Origin of the sequence: Microbulbifer sp. GL-2, from assembly GCF_007183175.1 — a bacterium.
In the GTDB taxonomy this organism is placed as follows: domain Bacteria; phylum Pseudomonadota; class Gammaproteobacteria; order Pseudomonadales; family Cellvibrionaceae; genus Microbulbifer.
Genome location: NZ_AP019807.1, coordinates 3,828,398 through 3,845,017 on the forward strand (window position 1 = coordinate 3,828,398; position 16,620 = coordinate 3,845,017).

The 16,620-nt window shown below is 50.1% G+C and carries 14 protein-coding genes; 12 read left to right on the forward strand and 2 right to left on the reverse strand.

The window, feature by feature from the left end; all coding sequences use genetic code 11:
- Window positions 1–63 precede the first annotated feature (63 nt).
- The 3 genes from lolD to GL2_RS16705 are packed head-to-tail and all read left to right on the forward strand — an operon-like array spanning window position 64 to window position 2,493.
- On the forward strand, window positions 64–816 hold the full coding sequence (gene lolD, locus GL2_RS16695; protein WP_143731705.1) for a lipoprotein-releasing ABC transporter ATP-binding protein LolD: 753 nt from the start codon (window positions 64–66) through the stop codon (window positions 814–816).
- The gene (locus tag GL2_RS16700; RefSeq protein ID WP_143731706.1) at window positions 809–2,068 is read left to right on the forward strand and encodes a lipoprotein-releasing ABC transporter permease subunit; all 1,260 of its coding nucleotides are present in this window, start codon (window positions 809–811) and stop codon (window positions 2,066–2,068) included. Before lolD ends, GL2_RS16700 begins: the two co-directional genes overlap by 8 nt.
- Before the next feature lie 29 nt (window positions 2,069–2,097).
- Entirely contained in the window at window positions 2,098–2,493 is a 396-nt protein-coding gene (locus GL2_RS16705) for a hypothetical protein (RefSeq protein WP_143731707.1), read from the forward strand.
- Here the strand turns inward: GL2_RS16705 and GL2_RS16710 are convergent.
- Window positions 2,486–3,010, reverse strand: coding sequence for a DUF2062 domain-containing protein (locus GL2_RS16710; RefSeq protein WP_143732937.1), 525 nt, complete (start codon window positions 3,008–3,010; stop codon window positions 2,486–2,488). The two genes, GL2_RS16705 and GL2_RS16710, sit on opposite strands and share 8 nt — an antisense overlap.
- Before the next feature lie 319 nt (window positions 3,011–3,329).
- Between GL2_RS16710 and GL2_RS16715 the strand changes: the two genes are divergently transcribed.
- The 8 genes from GL2_RS16715 to GL2_RS16750 all read left to right on the forward strand — a co-directional run bounded on the left by GL2_RS16715 (window position 3,330) and on the right by GL2_RS16750 (window position 14,521).
- A complete protein-coding gene (locus GL2_RS16715; protein ID WP_232053659.1) occupies window positions 3,330–3,995 on the forward strand; it encodes a GntR family transcriptional regulator in 666 nt (221 codons plus the stop codon).
- A 3-nt stretch (window positions 3,996–3,998) separates the two neighbouring features.
- Window positions 3,999–4,877, forward strand: a complete 879-nt coding sequence (gene prpB, locus GL2_RS16720; protein ID WP_143731709.1) for a methylisocitrate lyase — start codon at window positions 3,999–4,001, stop codon at window positions 4,875–4,877.
- 94 nt (window positions 4,878–4,971) lie between these two features.
- Window positions 4,972–6,099, forward strand: a complete 1,128-nt coding sequence (gene prpC / locus GL2_RS16725; protein ID WP_143731710.1) for a 2-methylcitrate synthase — start codon at window positions 4,972–4,974, stop codon at window positions 6,097–6,099.
- 127 nt (window positions 6,100–6,226) lie between these two features.
- On the forward strand, window positions 6,227–8,824 hold the full coding sequence (gene acnD, locus GL2_RS16730; RefSeq protein ID WP_143731711.1) for a Fe/S-dependent 2-methylisocitrate dehydratase AcnD: 2,598 nt from the start codon (window positions 6,227–6,229) through the stop codon (window positions 8,822–8,824).
- Between the two features lie 3 nt (window positions 8,825–8,827).
- Window positions 8,828–10,006 (forward strand): 2-methylaconitate cis-trans isomerase PrpF, encoded by a 1,179-nt coding sequence (gene prpF / locus GL2_RS16735; protein WP_143731712.1) that lies wholly within the window; start codon window positions 8,828–8,830, stop codon window positions 10,004–10,006.
- A gap of 80 nt (window positions 10,007–10,086) precedes the next feature.
- Window positions 10,087–10,899 carry a hypothetical protein gene (locus GL2_RS16740; RefSeq protein ID WP_143731713.1) on the forward strand — a complete coding sequence of 271 codons (813 nt, stop codon included), beginning with the start codon at window positions 10,087–10,089 and terminating at the stop codon, window positions 10,897–10,899.
- A gap of 573 nt (window positions 10,900–11,472) precedes the next feature.
- Window positions 11,473–14,100 carry a TonB-dependent receptor gene (locus GL2_RS16745; RefSeq protein ID WP_143731714.1) on the forward strand — a complete coding sequence of 876 codons (2,628 nt, stop codon included), beginning with the start codon at window positions 11,473–11,475 and terminating at the stop codon, window positions 14,098–14,100.
- A gap of 175 nt (window positions 14,101–14,275) precedes the next feature.
- Complete coding sequence (locus tag GL2_RS16750) at window positions 14,276–14,521, forward strand: DUF2164 domain-containing protein (RefSeq protein ID WP_143731715.1); 246 nt, start codon at window positions 14,276–14,278, stop codon at window positions 14,519–14,521.
- A 94-nt stretch (window positions 14,522–14,615) separates the two neighbouring features.
- Here the strand turns inward: GL2_RS16750 and GL2_RS16755 are convergent, their stop codons facing one another.
- Window positions 14,616–15,548, reverse strand: a complete 933-nt coding sequence (locus GL2_RS16755; RefSeq protein WP_143731716.1) for a DMT family transporter — start codon at window positions 15,546–15,548, stop codon at window positions 14,616–14,618.
- Between the two features lie 109 nt (window positions 15,549–15,657).
- On the opposite strand from GL2_RS16755, the gene GL2_RS16760 reads away from it, so the two are divergent.
- The gene (locus GL2_RS16760; protein WP_143731717.1) at window positions 15,658–16,563 is read left to right on the forward strand and encodes a LysR family transcriptional regulator; all 906 of its coding nucleotides are present in this window, start codon (window positions 15,658–15,660) and stop codon (window positions 16,561–16,563) included.
- Window positions 16,564–16,620: the final 57 nt, after the last annotated feature.

Consider the following 16,620-nt stretch of genomic DNA (forward strand, 5'->3'; position numbering starts at 1 on the left):
TAAATCAATATTTTAAGTTGGTTTTATAAAGCTATCTATGAATTGAGAGCGACGAACAGATTGATGAATAGTCGAGTGGAAATAAATGCCGAGCAAGCCCGGCCAGCACCGGATGCCAATGACGCTGTGCTGGCCTGCTACCAGCTGTGTAAGAGTTATCGGCAGGGAGGGAGGGACCTCAATGTACTGCGTGGTGTCGAGCTGGAAGTGAAGCGCAGTGAGAAGCTGGCGATTGTCGGCGCCTCCGGTTCTGGCAAATCCACACTTCTCAACCTGCTGGGTGGCCTGGATACCCCGAGTTCCGGTGAAGTTTGGGTGGCAGGCCAGAACCTGGCCAACCTCAATGCCAATGAGCGAGGCTGGCTGCGTAACAGCAGTCTCGGTTTCGTGTACCAGTTTCATCACTTACTCAATGAATTTACCGCCTTGGAAAATGTGGCCATGCCACTACTGATCGGCAAACACAGTGTGGCGGATGCCCGTGCCGAGGCAAAAGCCATGTTGGAGGCGGTAGGTCTTGGCGAGAGAATCGGCCACAAGCCTACGCAGTTGTCCGGTGGCGAACGTCAGCGTGTGGCTATTGCGCGGGCGCTGGTTGCCCGTCCGGCCTGTGTATTGATGGATGAGCCTACCGGTAACCTCGACAGGGCAACAGCGCGGGAAATTCACAAGCTGATGGATCAACTCAACCGGGATATGGGGATTAGTTTTGTGATTGTGACTCACGACCCGGATCTTGCTGCGGCGTTGGACCGGAGCCTACACCTGATTGATGGAGAGCTTCTCAGCGACTGGCATCAGGGTGATCATGTTTAAGCCGCTCTCCGCATTTATAGGCCTGCGTTACGCAGGCGCTCAGCGGCGTAATGATGACTCCGCTGGCCTGGTGTCATTTATTTCCGGTCTGTCGATGGTTGGTCTGATCCTTGGTGTCGCCCTGATGATTGTGGTGATGTCGGTGATGAACGGCTTTGATCGCGAGTTACGCGAGAAGATTCTTGGCATTATGCCGCATGCCACCATCTACAATGCCAGCCCGGATGTCGATTGGGCTGCTATGCGACAGAAGCTGGTAGCCGATGCTGAGGTGCTGTCTGCAGCTGAAGTATGGCAGGTAAATGCACTGGCCCGGCGTGGCGCAGAGGTGACGCCACTACTGGTTCAGGGGGTAAATCCGGACACCATTGTTGAAGTTTCCAATATCAGTGAATTTCTCAGCCCTGATGCCTTTCCAGCCCTGCTTGATAGCGTTGAGCCGGGCGTAGTGCTCGGTCGTGGAATTGCGCATAAATTGGGGGTAGAAGAGGGCGATTACCTGTCCTTGATTGTACCCAACAATGACAGCGCTTCAGGCGGTCGACGCGCTGCTCGTGTAGCGGGCTTCAGGGTAGCGGAAGTTTTTCACTCGGGTACTGTCCTTGATCAGTCATTGGCGCTGGTGTCCTGGGATCAGGCCAAGGCGCTCGCCGGCAATAAGGGGGGGGCAGGTGTGCAGTTACGAGTGACCGAGATGTTGGAGGCCAATTGGATTATGCGCCGCCTGCTGCAGGAGCTGCCCAGAGAGGGCTTCTATGGTACTGACTGGAGTCGAACCCATGGAAATCTGTACCAGGCAATCCAGATGTCCCGCAACCTGGTGGGGTTGTTGGTGTTACTGATTATTGCTATTGCCGCCTTCAACGTGGTTTCCACGCTGGTGATGGTGGTGATCGATAAGCATGCAGATATCGCCATTCTGCGTACCATGGGGGCCAGTACCCGCCAGATACTACTCACCTTCGTCTACCAGGGGGCCTTGGTCGGATTGGTGGGAGCCACTATTGGCGGTGCCCTCGGAGTATTGGGGTCGCTCACGGTCACAGATCTGGTGGCCGGCCTTGAGTCAGTCTTTGGCATCCAGTTTCTCAAGTCTGATGTCTATCCAGTGGACTACCTGCCATCGCAGCTGTCCTGGGCTGATGTGGCTTTAGTGGTTGGGGCGGGTTTTCTTCTCAGTCTAATTGCCACACTTTATCCCGCACTGCAGGCGAGTCGTGTGCAACCGGCTGCCGCACTGCGTAATGAGTAAAAGGGCCTAATGTGAAGCGGGGCGCTTGGGTGTTGCGTAAATTGTTACCAATTCCCGTGGCGCTAAGCGCCTGGGTCGCGGTTTTACTGGGTGCTTTGTGGTTTGATGCATGGCGAGTGAGAACCTTCTGTCCGGCTGGCTTACGGGAAGGCTCTGTTTGTTACGCTGAGGGTTGGGAGATACATCCATTTTGGCTGGTATGTCTGGGCGCCATGCTTTCCGCATTCGCAGTTGTTTGGGCGGTGGCGATTTCTGCAGCGGGAGATCGCAACAGGGCAGCCTCTTTTGCCCTTGTGGTGGGCTCAGTAGGCGCACTTGTATTGGGCGTTGCTACGCAATACCCGCTACCTGCGATACTGGCAATTACAGCTGGCGCAGGGGCTCTGTGGAGTGTCCGTTGGTTTTTCAGGCGGGACGCTAACTGACTGCGGAACGCCTTTCCAGGCGTAGCTTCCATCGTTTTACCACATGCCAGCGCCATAGGGCGCGCATAGAGAAGTAAGCCAGGGTTGCAAAGAAAATACCTGCCAAAACCGAGCCGAAAAACAGCGGCATCCAGATCTTCCCAACCTCATTCGTTAACCACGTCCATGAAAGTTCAATGCTGAAGTCCACCGGAGGTGTACCCAGAATCCATGCGCCCAGCTTGTAAGTGCTGTAGAAAATTGCGGGCATGGTGACCGGGTTGCTGATCCATACCAGGATAATTGAAAGCGGCAGATTGCAGCGCAGCCACAAGGCCAGCAGCGCAGCGATAATCATCTGCCCAGGTAGGGGGAGGAAACTGGTAAACACACCGACAGCAAAAGCGACTGAAACCGAATGTCGGTTCAGGTGAAATAGGTTGGGGTCGTGGAGAAGAGTCCCCAGAAACTTAAGCCCGTTCTTGGCTCGGATTTCTTCGGGGCTTGGCAGCCATCGCCTGATAATACTCTTCGGCATAACTCTGTCTGAAACCTGGGTGCTGGCAGCCTTGTTAATTAGCGCTGTACCGGGGCTTGGAAACTCTTTCGTCGGGATTTTTTCCCTGCCCCAGATAAGCATAGAGTGCCCCCGGTATTGGGGCATGCTGTATCTGGCGCGGGCGCTATTATGCCCACTTCGGTGTGGCAAGACTACTACTGCCGTAAAAGTCATTCTACGCCAAGGATTGTCAACAATTTGTCATGGATGCTTTAGTTGACGCCCAGGTCTCAGTGTTTTAAGGTCTGCGAACTTTTAAAATTGTCGACAATGTCGGGGTCGAATGAGCGCTACTGGTATGAACGTCCCTGTACCTGAGGCACACCAGAGTCTTGCTGAGCGCCTTTTTTTGACGCTGCGCGGTGAGATTGTGGAGGGGCGCATTGCCGCTGGCAGCAAAATCAGCGAACCTGAACTGGCTCGCCGCTTTAATGCCAGTCGTGGCAGTTTGCGTGAGGCCCTGATGCGCCTGGAGTCCCTGGGGCTGTTGGAGCGCCGGGTGAATGTGGGCGCGCGGGTGGTCGAGCTGAGCGAACGCGGTCTGCTCGAACTCTACGAAGTGCGAGAGGCACTGGAGGGCATGGCCTGCAGGTTAGCCGCAGAGCAGCGCAGCGAAGAGGACCTGGCGGCTTTGCGTAAAATGCTTGCGGGCCATGAACAGCAGAAAGAATTGCAGGCTGGCAAAGCCTATTTCCAGCCGGAAGGCGATTTCGACTTTCATTTTCGCATAGTGCAGGCTTCCAAAAACGAGCTGTTGATCGACACACTGTGCAATCGTCTTTATTACCGTGTTCGTATGTATCGCTACCAGTTGGGCATGGCCAGTCCCAGGGCCCAGCGTGCGTTTCGCGAACACAGCCATATCATCGAAGCCATAGAAGCGGGGGATGGGGAGCTGGCAGAGCTGTTGATGCGCCGGCATATCCGCGCCTCCAGGCAAAATATTGAAAATAAACTGAGGTAGAGCATGAGCCAAAAGCCATCCGCCGGCGCGCGTTTCCGCACCGCACTCGCAGAAAATTCACCGCTACAAGTTGTTGGTACCATCAACGCCTACTCGGCGATTATGGCTGAGCGCATCGGCCACAAGGCGATTTACCTTTCTGGTGCCGGTGTTGCCAATGCTTCATACGGCCTGCCGGATCTGGGTATGACCAGCCTCGACAACGTGCTCGAGGATGTGCGTCGCATTACCGCAGCCAGTGAATTGCCGCTGCTGGTGGATATCGATACCGGTTGGGGCGGTGCTTTCAATATCGCTCGCACCATCAAAGAAATGATCCGTGCAGGCGCGGGTGCGGTACATATTGAAGACCAGGTAGCACAAAAGCGCTGTGGTCATCGACCGAATAAAGAAATTGTCTCCAAGAAGGAAATGGTGGATCGCATCAAGTCCGCAGTAGATGCCCGTACCGATGACGACTTCTTTATCATGGCCCGTACCGATGCCTTCGCCCAGGAAGGACTGGAGGCGGCTATTGAGCGCGCTCAGGCCTGCATTGAGGCCGGTGCCGATGGTATCTTCGCCGAAGCGGTGACGGAATTGAAGCACTATCGAGCCTTTAAGGACGCACTGAATGTGCCGATTCTGGCGAATATCACCGAGTTTGGTAAAACAGAGCTGTATAACACCAAAGAGTTGGGTGAGGCCGGTGCGGATATCGTACTGTATCCACTATCAGCCTTCCGTGCCATGAACCGCGCGGCGGAAAATGTATACACCAGCATTCTGCAAAATGGTGACCAGAAAGCGGTAGTTGACACCATGCAGACCCGTGAAGAGTTGTACGATTACCTCAACTACCACGTGTTTGAACAGAAGCTCGACGAGCTGTTCAATAAGTAATGAAGTAATGGATTTACGTATCGGTTGAATGCTGTCTCGACATTCAATCGACGAATAAAGAAACTGCGTAGTTAAAAAAAGGGGAGATAAGACGATGGCAGAGAAAACACTGAGTGGAGCTGGCTTACGCGGCCAGGTAGCAGGCAAGACTGCACTGTCTACTGTAGGTAAAACAGGTTCTGGTCTCACGTACCGCGGTTACGATATTAAGGACCTGGCCCAAAACTGTGAGTTTGAAGAAGTTGCCTACCTGATTTTCTATGGGGAGCTGCCCAATAAGGAGCAGTTAGCGGAATACAAGGCGCTGCTGAAAACCATGCGCGGCCTGCCGCAAGCACTGAAAGAAGTTTTGGAGCGTATTCCCGCTGACGCCCATCCAATGGATGTGATGCGCACTGGCTGCTCTATGCTGGGTAACCTGGAAGGTGAAGAGTCCTTCGCGCAGCAGCTGGAAAAGGCTAACCGCCTGCTGGCCGCTTTCCCGTCTATTATCTGCTACTGGTACCGTTTCTCTCACGATAACTTGCGTATCGAAACTGAAACCGATGATGACAGTATCGGCGGTCACTTCCTGCATATGTTACGCGGCGAGAAACCCAATGCCCTGCACGAGCAGGTCATGAATGTTTCCCTGATCCTGTACGCAGAGCACGAATTCAACGCCTCCACATTTACTGCCCGTGTTTGTGCCTCGACACTGTCTGATCTGTTCAGCTGTATTACAGGTGCTATCGGTACCCTGCGTGGCCCCTTACACGGCGGTGCCAACGAAGCGGCAATGGAACTGATCGAGCGTTTCTCCAACCCGGACGAAGCAGAAAAAGAATTGCTGGGTATGCTGGAGCGCAAAGAAAAGATTATGGGCTTCGGCCATGCGATTTATCGCGAGTCCGATCCGCGCAATGGAATTATCAAGGCCTGGTCTGAAAAGCTGGCTGAAGATGTGGGCGATACTGTTTTATATCCGGTATCCGTGCGTTGTGAAGAGGTAATGTGGCGCGAGAAAAAGTTGTTCTGCAATGCCGACTTCTTCCATGCTTCCGCGTATCACTTTATGGGTATTCCCACCAAGCTGTTCACTCCGATCTTTGTAATGTCCCGCGTTACTGGCTGGGCTGCGCACGTGTTCGAGCAGCGCGCTGACAACCGCATTATTCGCCCGAGTGCGGAGTATGTAGGTGTTGAACCTCGTACTGTGACTCCGATTGCTGAGCGCGGCTAATACTCTTCCAAATAGAAGAGAAGCGTACACAGTGCGCCGGGTCCTGCTGTTGCCTGAATTGCGCAGCGGTGGGGCCTTCTCTGAAGAGATACGATTTAAAAAATAGATTCGATTGATTTACCAAGCTATGAATACTGATTACCGCAAATCTCTGCCCGGTACAGACCTCGATTATTTCGATACCAGTGCTGCCATTGACGCGATCCAGCCCGGTGCCTATGCCAAACTGCCGTATACCTCACGTATTCTGGCGGAAAACCTGGTGCGCCGCTGTGAGCCGGAAAAACTGACCGACTCCCTCAAGCAGATTATTGAACGCAAGCGCGAGCTGGACTTCCCATGGTTTCCAGCCCGAGTTGTGTGCCATGATATTCTCGGCCAAACCGCGTTAGTGGATCTGGCAGGTCTGCGTGATGCGATTGCCGATAAGGGCGGTGATCCAGCCAAGGTAAATCCAGTCGTTCCCACCCAGCTGATCGTGGACCACTCCCTCGCGGTGGAACACCCCGGTTTTGAGAAAGATGCTTTCGAGAAAAACCGTGCGGTGGAAGAGCATCGTAATGAAGACCGCTTCCACTTTATCAACTGGACCAAAACTGCGTTTGAAAATGTGGATGTGATTCCCCCCGGCAACGGCATCATGCACCAGATCAATCTGGAGAAGATGTCTCCGGTGGTGCAGGTGCGTGAAGGTGTGGCATTCCCGGATACTTGTGTCGGTACCGACAGCCATACGCCCATGGTGGATGCCCTGGGTGTTATTTCCGTAGGCGTAGGTGGTCTCGAAGCCGAGAGTGTAATGCTTGGTCGCGCCTCATATATGCGCCTTCCAGATATCGTCGGTGTGGAGTTGACCGGAAAATTGCAGCCCGGTATTACCGGTACCGACCTGGTATTGGCCCTGACGGAATTCCTGCGCCGCGAGCGCGTGGTGGGCGCCTACCTGGAATTTTACGGTGAAGGCGCCTCGAACCTGACCCTTGGCGACCGCGCGACTATTTCCAATATGACTCCGGAATATGGCGCAACGGCGGCCATGTTCTCTATCGATGAGCAGACCATCGATTACCTGAAGCTCACCGGTCGAGATGATGAGCAGGTAGCCCTGGTAGAGCAATTTGCCAAAGAAACCGGCCTCTGGTCGGATACCTTGAAAGACGCCGAATATGAACGCGTGCTGAAATTTGATCTAACTGGTGTTGGCCGCAACCTGGCGGGACCGTCTAACCCCCACGCATTACTACCAGCCTCTGAATTGGCAAATCGTGGTATCGCAAAGGCCTGGGAAGAGAAAGCGGGTGAGATGCCCGATGGCGCTGTGATCATTGCGGCCATTACCAGCTGTACTAATACCAGCAACCCGCGCAACATGATTGCCGCAGGCCTGATTGCCCGCAATGCCAACAAGTTAGGCCTAACCCGCAAGCCCTGGGTGAAATCCTCCCTGGCTCCCGGTTCCAAAACCGTAAAAATGTACTTGGAAGAAGCTGAGCTGCTGCCAGACCTGGAGCAAATGGGTTTTGGTGTTGTGGCTTTTGCCTGTACCACTTGTAATGGTATGAGTGGTGCCCTGGATCCAAAAATCCAGCAGGAAGTGATCGACCGTGATTTGTATTCTACGGCGGTGCTTTCTGGTAACCGCAACTTCGATGGCCGTATTCACCCCTATGCCAAGCAGGCGTTCCTGGCTTCACCACCACTGGTTGTCGCTTACGCAATTGCAGGCACTATCCGTTTTGATATCGAAAAGGATGCGCTGGGATACGATGCTGATGGCAAGCCGATAACCTTAAAAGATATTTGGCCGAGCGATGAAGAGATCGATTCAATTGTTCGCCAGAGCGTGAAACCGCAACAATTCCGCGATGTTTATATCCCCATGTTTGAAGAGCGGGATGCAGCGGAAGAGCAGGGCAACGCCCTGTACGATTGGCGGTCAATGAGCACCTATATCCGCCGCCCACCTTATTGGGAAGGCGCACTGGCTGGTGAGAGAGCCTTGAAAGGAATGCGCCCGCTGGCGGTTCTGGGTGATAACATCACTACTGACCACCTGTCACCTTCAAACGCAATTCTGGCAAGCAGTGCAGCCGGTGAATACCTGGCGAAAATGGGCCTGCCGGAAGAGGACTTCAACTCCTACGCAACCCACCGCGGCGACCACCTCACCGCGCAAAGGGCAACCTTTGCCAACCCGAAACTGCTCAACGAAATGGTGCGCGATGACAACGGCGAGATTCGCCAAGGTTCTCTGGCCCGGATCGAGCCGGAGGGGCAGGTTGCTCGTATGTGGGAAGCCATCGAAACCTACATGGATCGTAAGCAACCGCTGATTATTGTGGCCGGTGCAGATTACGGTCAGGGTTCATCCCGGGACTGGGCCGCTAAAGGCGTGCGCCTGGCTGGAGTGGAAGTGATTGTTGCCGAGGGTTTTGAGCGTATCCACCGTACCAACCTGATTGGTATGGGGGTGTTGCCGCTGGAATTTAAACCGGGTACTACCCGGGAAACCCTGGGCATTGACGGTACCGAGACTTTCGATGTGATCGGTGAGCGCACACCGCATGCCACCTTGACCCTGCTTATTCATCGCGCCAATGGTGAAACAGTGAAGGCACCGGTAACCTGCCGTTTGGATACCGCTGAAGAGGTTTCTATTTACGAAGCGGGCGGTGTACTACAGCGTTTTGCCAAAGACTTTCTTGAGGCAGAGGCGACGACCTGAGTTATGAAATTTGCTCCCCAAGTAAAAATCCCCGCGACTTATATGCGCGGGGGGACCAGCAAGGGTGTTTTCTTTCGCCTGCAAGACCTGCCAGAGGTTGCCCAGGTACAGGGAGAGGCTCGAGACAATTTGCTGCTGCGTGTAATTGGCAGCCCGGACCCTTACGGTAAACATACCGATGGTATGGGTGGTGCTACTTCCAGTACCAGCAAGACAGTGATTTTGTCTCCTAGCGATAAAGTCGATCACGATGTCAATTACCTGTTCGGGCAGGTCTCGATCGATAAACCTTTTGTGGATTGGAGTGGTAACTGCGGCAATCTCACCGCAGCAGTGGGTGCCTTTGCTATTAACAGCGGCTTTGTGGAGTCCTCCCGGGTTCCACAAAATGGCATTTGCACCGTGCGAATCTGGCAGGCCAATATTGGCAAGACCATAGTTGCCCATGTACCGATCACAAATGGTGAAGTGCAGGAAACCGGCGACTTTGAGTTGGATGGTGTTACTTTCCCGGCAGCGGAAGTGGAAATCGAGTTTATGGACCCCGCAGATGGCGAGGGCGCCATGTTTCCCACAGGAAACCTGATAGATGATCTTGAGGTACCCGGTATCGGTGTACTTAAGGCCACCATGATAAACGCCGGAATCCCCACAATTTTCGTCAATGCGGAAGATATCGGTTATACCGGTACCGAACTGCAGGGTGCGATTAATGGCGACAGTAAAGCGCTCGCTATGTTCGAGACTATCCGAGCCCATGGCGCGGTGAGGATGGGGTTGATTTCCTCTATCGAGGAAGCTGTAGCCCGCCAACACACTCCGAAAGTCGCTTTTGTTTCCAAGCCGAAGGAGTATGTCGCTTCCAGCGGCAAGAAGGTGATAGCAGCTGATATTGACTTGCTCGTGCGAGCCCTCTCGATGGGTAAGCTGCACCATGCCATGATGGGTACCGCCGCCGTGGCTATTGGCACTGCTGCTGCAATCCCTGGCACTTTGGTGAATCTCGCTGCCGGCGGTGGCGAGCGTAATTCCGTCTGCTTCGGTCACCCTTCTGGCACATTGCGAGTAGGTGCGCAGGCAAGAGAAGTGGATGGGCAGTGGACCGCCACCAAAGCCATTATGAGCCGCAGTGCGCGAATCCTGATGGAAGGGTGGGTACGGGTGCCGGCTGGTTGTTTTTAAATATATGATTTTCCTCTTTACCGGGGTCTCCTTTTGAGGCTCCCGTATATCTCTATGTTTGTTTTTGAGTTGTTGGATAAGTGTTAAAACTGGTTGGTGTTGGTTTAATTTCTATATTTTTATGTCTATTATTAGCTTGTTCTCTCTCGGCTAGAAAAAGTCTCAGCCCGAAGGCGTTTCCTATTGGCGCAAATTATGAAAAATATCGGCACTTATGGGATAAGCCCGCGAAACCTCTTAAGCCTATTACTATTATTGAGGCTTTGGATAACCTGCCTGTCTATATAAAACATCCTGCGGAAAGCAACTCCCCTGATACTTATGTTGGTGTCCTTTGGGGAGCACATCCGATGGGGCAGTATCTTTATTACCTTGCTGGAGATATGTCGAAAACGAGTGACGGGCACTTAAATCTCAATGATAAAGAATTTACAACGCTTTCTCTAGCCGAGACTTCATTTGAAGATGATGTCATTAGGGTATACTTACATGATGGCATGGAGGCCCAAAAGCGTGCTGATGAAAACCCTATTACTGAGAGCAAGTTGCAAAATGGTAATTGGCATAAAATAGAAGATTTATTTAATAGCTATAAAGATAATGGTTATTTTAGAGCTGGCGATGCTTCTCTTAATGGTATCTTCTCGGATGATATTCCTGGTTTTTCAAGGCTCGAATTCTTTCGTTCCAATAGAGGTTATAAAATTGATCTAATTTATAACTATCTTCGAGAGCCAAAAAAACCTAGTGAATTTCGTCGGCTTTTGACCGTAAGAGTTGAACACTCTAGTAAAGAACCAAATTTCCGAGCTTTGGTCGCCCATTTTGAAACGGTTGTGCATGAATATGGAAATATGCCGTATATTCCTGTGTCAGGAAGCGTCCGAATGTAACTGCCAGGCACCGTAATATATGTAAGTTACGATTTGAAACCCTATGCTAGGAATAATTACTCCTGGTGTTTGCAATAGCAATATGTCAGCTATGTTTGAGGTCTTTCAATATACGTTAACAGTAAATGGTGCCTATTTATCTTTGCAAGACAGATTTTAACTTAGCAGCCATGTCTAGGTCTCACTAAATATAGGCTTTATTGCTCAGGGCACGTATATTTAAGGCCTTCTTTTGATGTATGAACTGAGTGAGTAAGAAAGCCTGATTGAAAATAAGTTCACAGTATTCGTAGAATCAGGAATCTGGTGAATAAACCCTAAGGTATTGTTACCTTCTTAATTTATAGGTCTTAGCTGCTGACAACTAATTGTGAATTAGTCCTCTTTATCCTAATCGCGATCCGCCCCATCGTATCTCTGTTTCACAGAACTCTCCTTTTTGAGATTTTAACCTAGCCGACGTACAGCCGACGTACAGCCGACGTACAGCCGACGTACAGCCGACGGCCCGTAGGTAAGCCACGCATAACAATCAAATCGGCTTTCCTGTTGCAGCAGATTGGAGAAACATCAATGACAACTAAAAAACCACTTATCCTTGCGATTGCAATGGCCAATATAGCGGTAGCCTCAGCCTGGGCACAGGAAGCTAGTAATCAAGAAGATGACTGGGCGTTGGAAGAAGTCACTGTTACTGCGACGAAGCGCGAAACCAAGCTGATGGAAACTCCAGTAGCCATTTCCGCTTTCACTCAGGAAGAGTTAGATCGTCAGGGTATTAAGAATGTAAAAGATCTGGGCAGTACAATTCCCAATGTGGATATAGGCTATGATGCTTCTCAGTCTTCACCAGTGATTTCTATGCGTGGTGTTCGCTCTACCAATACTACTGAGTTTGGTGACCCAGCTGTTGGTTTGCACTTTGATGGTATTTACTCATCACGCCCTCAGTCTGCTATGGCAATGATGTTTGACTCTGAAAGGGTTGAAGCCATGCGTGGGCCGCAGGGCACCCTTTATGGGCGTAACTCTACCGTTGGTGCCATTAATGTTATTTCAAAAAGACCGGTAATTAATGAGTTCGAAGGTTCAGTCGGAGTTGAGCTCGGTCGCTGGAATCAAGAGCTGGTAAAAGGTGTTGTCAATATTCCAGTTTCAGACACCGTTGCTCTTCGTGTGTCCTTTATAGATGAGACACGGGACTCCTACCTTACCGGGTTTTATGACGTGAACCAGTGGGACAATCGCTATATTGATGCTGACTCTGTAGGTGCGAGCGTTTTACCTGATGATGCTTCAAGAACTTTTATTCAAGCGAATAACGCTGAAGGAGCCGCGGACTATCAGCTGGTTAGGGCTGATGCTGAAGATTTTTATGGGAATGTTGATCAGCAGGCGGTACGTATAGGTGCGCTATGGGAGCCGACAGATGATATTTCTTGGTATGCCGTAGCGGAACACTATCAGGATAGCAGCGCGGGCGGCATCAATACTATTGACTGTGAAAAGGCTGAGCAGCGCGAGGATGGAACAACTTGTGAAACCTACTACGGCTCTGGTGCTGATGAGTACAGCGTAGCTGTGAATGTACCAGGTGAACTTGATCTCACCATGACTTCATTCCGTTCTAGCTTCCGCTGGGATTTCAGCGATACCATGGCCTTTGTGTATAACACCGGGTATGCAGTTCAGGAACGAAGTAATCTGATTGATATTGATGCTGGTCGCAATACCTGGGATATGAGTATGAGCATTACAGACTCAGAAAATGTTTCCTACTCCCATGAGATGCAGTTGCAATCTACAGGTGATGGTCTCCTACAGTGGATTACAGGTTTGTTTTATTTCCATGAGACCACTGATCTGAATGGTTACTTCCTGGCCTCATTAGATAATGCCGTATTTTGGCGACAGCCAGACAGAACTATAGAGGCCAGCGCGGTATTTGCTCAGGCTACCTATGACCTTACCGATACCCTGCACCTGACTCTTGGTGGTCGCTATACGGAAGATAAGAAGAGTGATGAAGGTGGTAATAACCTGAGCTGTACTCGTGACTGGTCCACTGGATCAGATGAAGAGTATGGTTGCTTCCCTGCCTATTTACAGGACACCTTTAATAGCTTTTCTACTAGTCACTTTACTGACAGTTCAATTTATACAGTCGATACTTACAATGATGTCATCAAGAGCTGGGATTCATCCGACTTTCGAATTGGTCTCGATTATGACCTGACAGATGACGTCATGCTGTATGCATATGTTGCAAGTGGATTTAAATCCGGAGGTTTGGGTGATGTTGTAATCCAATATCAGCAAGACCCGGATACGGCTGAGTACATCTACGATGATGAAGGAAATCGGGTTGTTCAACAGGTAATTGACACTAGCTATGATGAGGAGAAAGTCATTACTTGGGAGCTAGGAGCAAAAGGCACCTTCTTGGATGGACGCCTAAATCTGGCTAGTACCTTCTTTTTCTCCGACTATAAGGATATGCAGCTAGCTGCACCTGATACCGCGTACTCATACTATGCGGTAGAGCGAGAAGGTGAGAATGCCGGTGAAATTACGACCGAGCCTGTTGTTATTTACCTTACCAAGAATGCTGCTAGCGCAGAAATTATGGGGTTAGAGTTAGAGTTTGACTGGGCTCCCTATCCGAATGGCCGAATCAGTGGTTTTGCTACCTGGATACAAACAGAAATCACCTCTGATTTTTGGAACCGCTGGAATTTCAATAACCAAGCGTTGTTTGAACTTTCGGATTATGGTTTAGCTCATGACAATACTAATGAAGAACTCTTCAGAAATTTGAAGGGTAATGAGTTGCCGGTATCACCGGAATTCAGCTTCACTATCAATTACGATCACACCTTTGAACTGGCCCACGGCGGTGCAATTATTCCGTTTATCGGCATTCACTGGGAGGATGAGTCTTACCTGACTTATTGGAATGTTGATAAGCATGATTTCCCAGTTGGTGATACTTCGGCTTATGATGATAGCCGAGATTCTTTCTGGATGATCAATGCGTCCATCAAATATGTAAGCCCTGATGATCAGTGGAACATTGAAGCCTATGGTAATAATCTGACCGATGAAGTGATACCTTACTATGCCGACGGCAGCGATGGTTTGGTATCCGGCCCATTCTCCACACCTGTGAGCTACGGTGTACGTTTCAACTACAACTTTTAAGTCATGCTCTCAATTAGAGTCCCCTCAAATCCGTGCAGCCTTGGGCTGCTCGGATTTTTTTCGTTCTGTCTTGTACTACCTGTAGAAGTCATCGTAGTCTTTGTTTGCTGATGTATCCCAGTATATGTTTAAGAGCTTTTCTGGGTAAAAATAAAGTAATGATAGGGTTATTCTTGTGCCAGAAATTGAACTTGAAAAAGAACGTAAATCTGTACTGGTGGGGAAGGTAAGGAAATACCTTTCTGAGGAATTTGATCTCGAGGCTGGTGGCTTTGAGGTGGAATTCTTTATCGATTTTCTTGCAAGGGAGATGGGGGCTGGCTTCTACAATCAAGGTCTGCATGATGCACAGGCTATTGTGTCTTCAAAACTGGAAGATATATCGGATGCTATTTATGAGATTGAGAAGTCTGTGAATTAGCCTGGCCACCTTTCCAGAAGTGTGTGGGTGGGGGTAAGAGGGAGCGGCAGTGATTTGCAGCTCCTTGCTTGGATAAGATGTTAGGGGTGTTTTTTTAGGTTGTCTTTTCTGTCTGAATAAATAACATAGCGAGGATAACCAGAGTAATTCCTGCAAAAATGGATCTGTTGAATTCTGACATTCCTAGAATCAGGGTTAGTGCCAACACAAAAACCGGATTCAAAAACCCATAAGCAGCTACTTTGGTGGGGCCAATTTTTACGGTGCCGAATTGCAGTAGAAAGAAACTCATTAGAGTGGTAAATAGCGCTAAATAGAGTAAGCCGCCATAGGTTTCAAAAGATACATTTTGCCAGCTTATAGTATCTAAATGGGGGAAGGATAATGACAATAACCAGAGTGCGCCGAATAAAATCACCCAAAAGGTCATGACTTCCGTAGGTTCGCCAGAGTGAACCCGCTTAACCAGTGGGTTATAAAGGCTAAGTGAAATTGCACCCAACAAGAAGATCCAGTCCCCTCGGTTTAAATCCAGTGTCAATGCAGCAGCCATATTTCCCTTGAAGACTATCCAGGCTGCACCCAGGGTTCCCAGGAATAACCCAATAATTTTTCGGGTACTGCTACGCTCACCATTTACTATCAGGGCAAAAATAGCAGTCATCGCTGGGACCGTTGTAAAAAGTGCCCCGGTATTAATCGCTGACGTATATTTTAGAGCTTCAAACATGCACCAGAAAAAGGTGACTAAAGGGATACTCAGTAGTGCATAGCGCAATAGTTTCTTTAACTCGGGTAACTGGATGCCGTGTTTGAAGAATATAAAAGGCGCAAAAAGACCGGCTGCCATCAGGAACCGAATAAGCATCATCACATCTGCTGGAAGTGAGTCGGCGATTAACTTGCCTACTGGAAAGGAACTGGCCACGAAAAAGGTGGTGACTACCATCAAGCCGTGAACCCACCAATGAGAGGGGGTTGACGCCCTAGCAGCTATTGGGTTGATTGTTTTGGTTAGTTCCCTCATGACCGCCCCTTGCCTCTTTCAAAAAGTAAGATAAGAGTACGCCGTTTCTGATAGACTGATAATCCGCCATTAAAGATACATACTGTTGAGCAAAGGGAAACAGTATTTTATGGAAAACTTTGGTGCCATACCGGTATTCGTTACTGTGGCTGAAACAGGTGGGTTTTCACCTGCAGCCAAATTGCTAGGAATTTCAAAATCGGCAGTGAGTAAACGGATCAGCCAGCTCGAAGCCCGGCTTGGGGTGAAACTGTTACACCGTACCACTCGCAAACTGAGTTTGACCGAAGCCGGTGAACACTTTTACCAGCACGCGCGCATCGCGCATCAGGCTGCCAAAGATGCCCAGGACGCAGTCACCCAACTGCAGGGGGAGCCTCAAGGTCGTCTGCGTATTAATAGCCCTATGTCTTTCGGCAGATTACATTTAGCGCCCCTCATCCCTGTGTTTCTCAAGCGCTACCCCAAAATAAGCATTGATATGGTTATGGACGATAAGGTGGTCGACCTTGTCGGGGAGGGCTTTGATATAGCCATTCGCGCAGGAGACTTACCTGATACCAGCTTGATTGCGCGGAAACTGGCCCCTTTGCGAAGCGTACTTTGTGCATCACCAGAGTATCTGAAGGACTTCGGAACACCTACAAACCTGGAGCAACTGGTTGAGTACAATTGCTTGGTATTTACCTATTCCAGAGATGTAAAAGAGTGGACTTTTATCAAGGATAACCACCTTAAAACGATAGAAATCAAAGGTAATTACCAGGTAAATAACAGTGAAGCCTTAAGGGAAGCGATCCTTCAAGGGGTCGGCATTGGCCGTTTACCTACCTTTGTGGCTGGGCCAGATATAAAAAGAGGGACTCTGATTCCGCTATTCGAAGAATACCAAATGCCCGCTAAAACCATTTACGCTGTCTTTCCCGAGCGACAGTACATGCCAGCCAAGGTGCGGGCTCTTATAGACTTCGCGATAGAGTACTTTGGAGATGATATACCCTACTGGGACAGTTAAACTGTAGACTTATACTCAACAGTCATTCATTAAAAGAGGGTATTATCAGTCAAAGGG

Coding starts and splice junctions, on each gene's coding strand:
- lolD (WP_143731705.1), top strand. CDS start 64: ATGAATAGTCGAGTGGAAATAAATGCCGAGCAAGCCCGGCCAGCACCG.
- GL2_RS16700 (WP_143731706.1), top strand. CDS start 809: ATGTTTAAGCCGCTCTCCGCATTTATAGGCCTGCGTTACGCAGGCGCT.
- GL2_RS16710 (WP_143732937.1), bottom strand. CDS start 3,010: ATGCCGAAGAGTATTATCAGGCGATGGCTGCCAAGCCCCGAAGAAATC.
- GL2_RS16715 (WP_232053659.1), top strand. CDS start 3,330: ATGAACGTCCCTGTACCTGAGGCACACCAGAGTCTTGCTGAGCGCCTT.
- prpB (WP_143731709.1), top strand. CDS start 3,999: ATGAGCCAAAAGCCATCCGCCGGCGCGCGTTTCCGCACCGCACTCGCA.
- prpC (WP_143731710.1), top strand. CDS start 4,972: ATGGCAGAGAAAACACTGAGTGGAGCTGGCTTACGCGGCCAGGTAGCA.
- acnD (WP_143731711.1), top strand. CDS start 6,227: ATGAATACTGATTACCGCAAATCTCTGCCCGGTACAGACCTCGATTAT.
- prpF (WP_143731712.1), top strand. CDS start 8,828: ATGAAATTTGCTCCCCAAGTAAAAATCCCCGCGACTTATATGCGCGGG.
- GL2_RS16745 (WP_143731714.1), top strand. CDS start 11,473: ATGACAACTAAAAAACCACTTATCCTTGCGATTGCAATGGCCAATATA.
- GL2_RS16755 (WP_143731716.1), bottom strand. CDS start 15,548: ATGAGGGAACTAACCAAAACAATCAACCCAATAGCTGCTAGGGCGTCA.
- GL2_RS16760 (WP_143731717.1), top strand. CDS start 15,658: ATGGAAAACTTTGGTGCCATACCGGTATTCGTTACTGTGGCTGAAACA.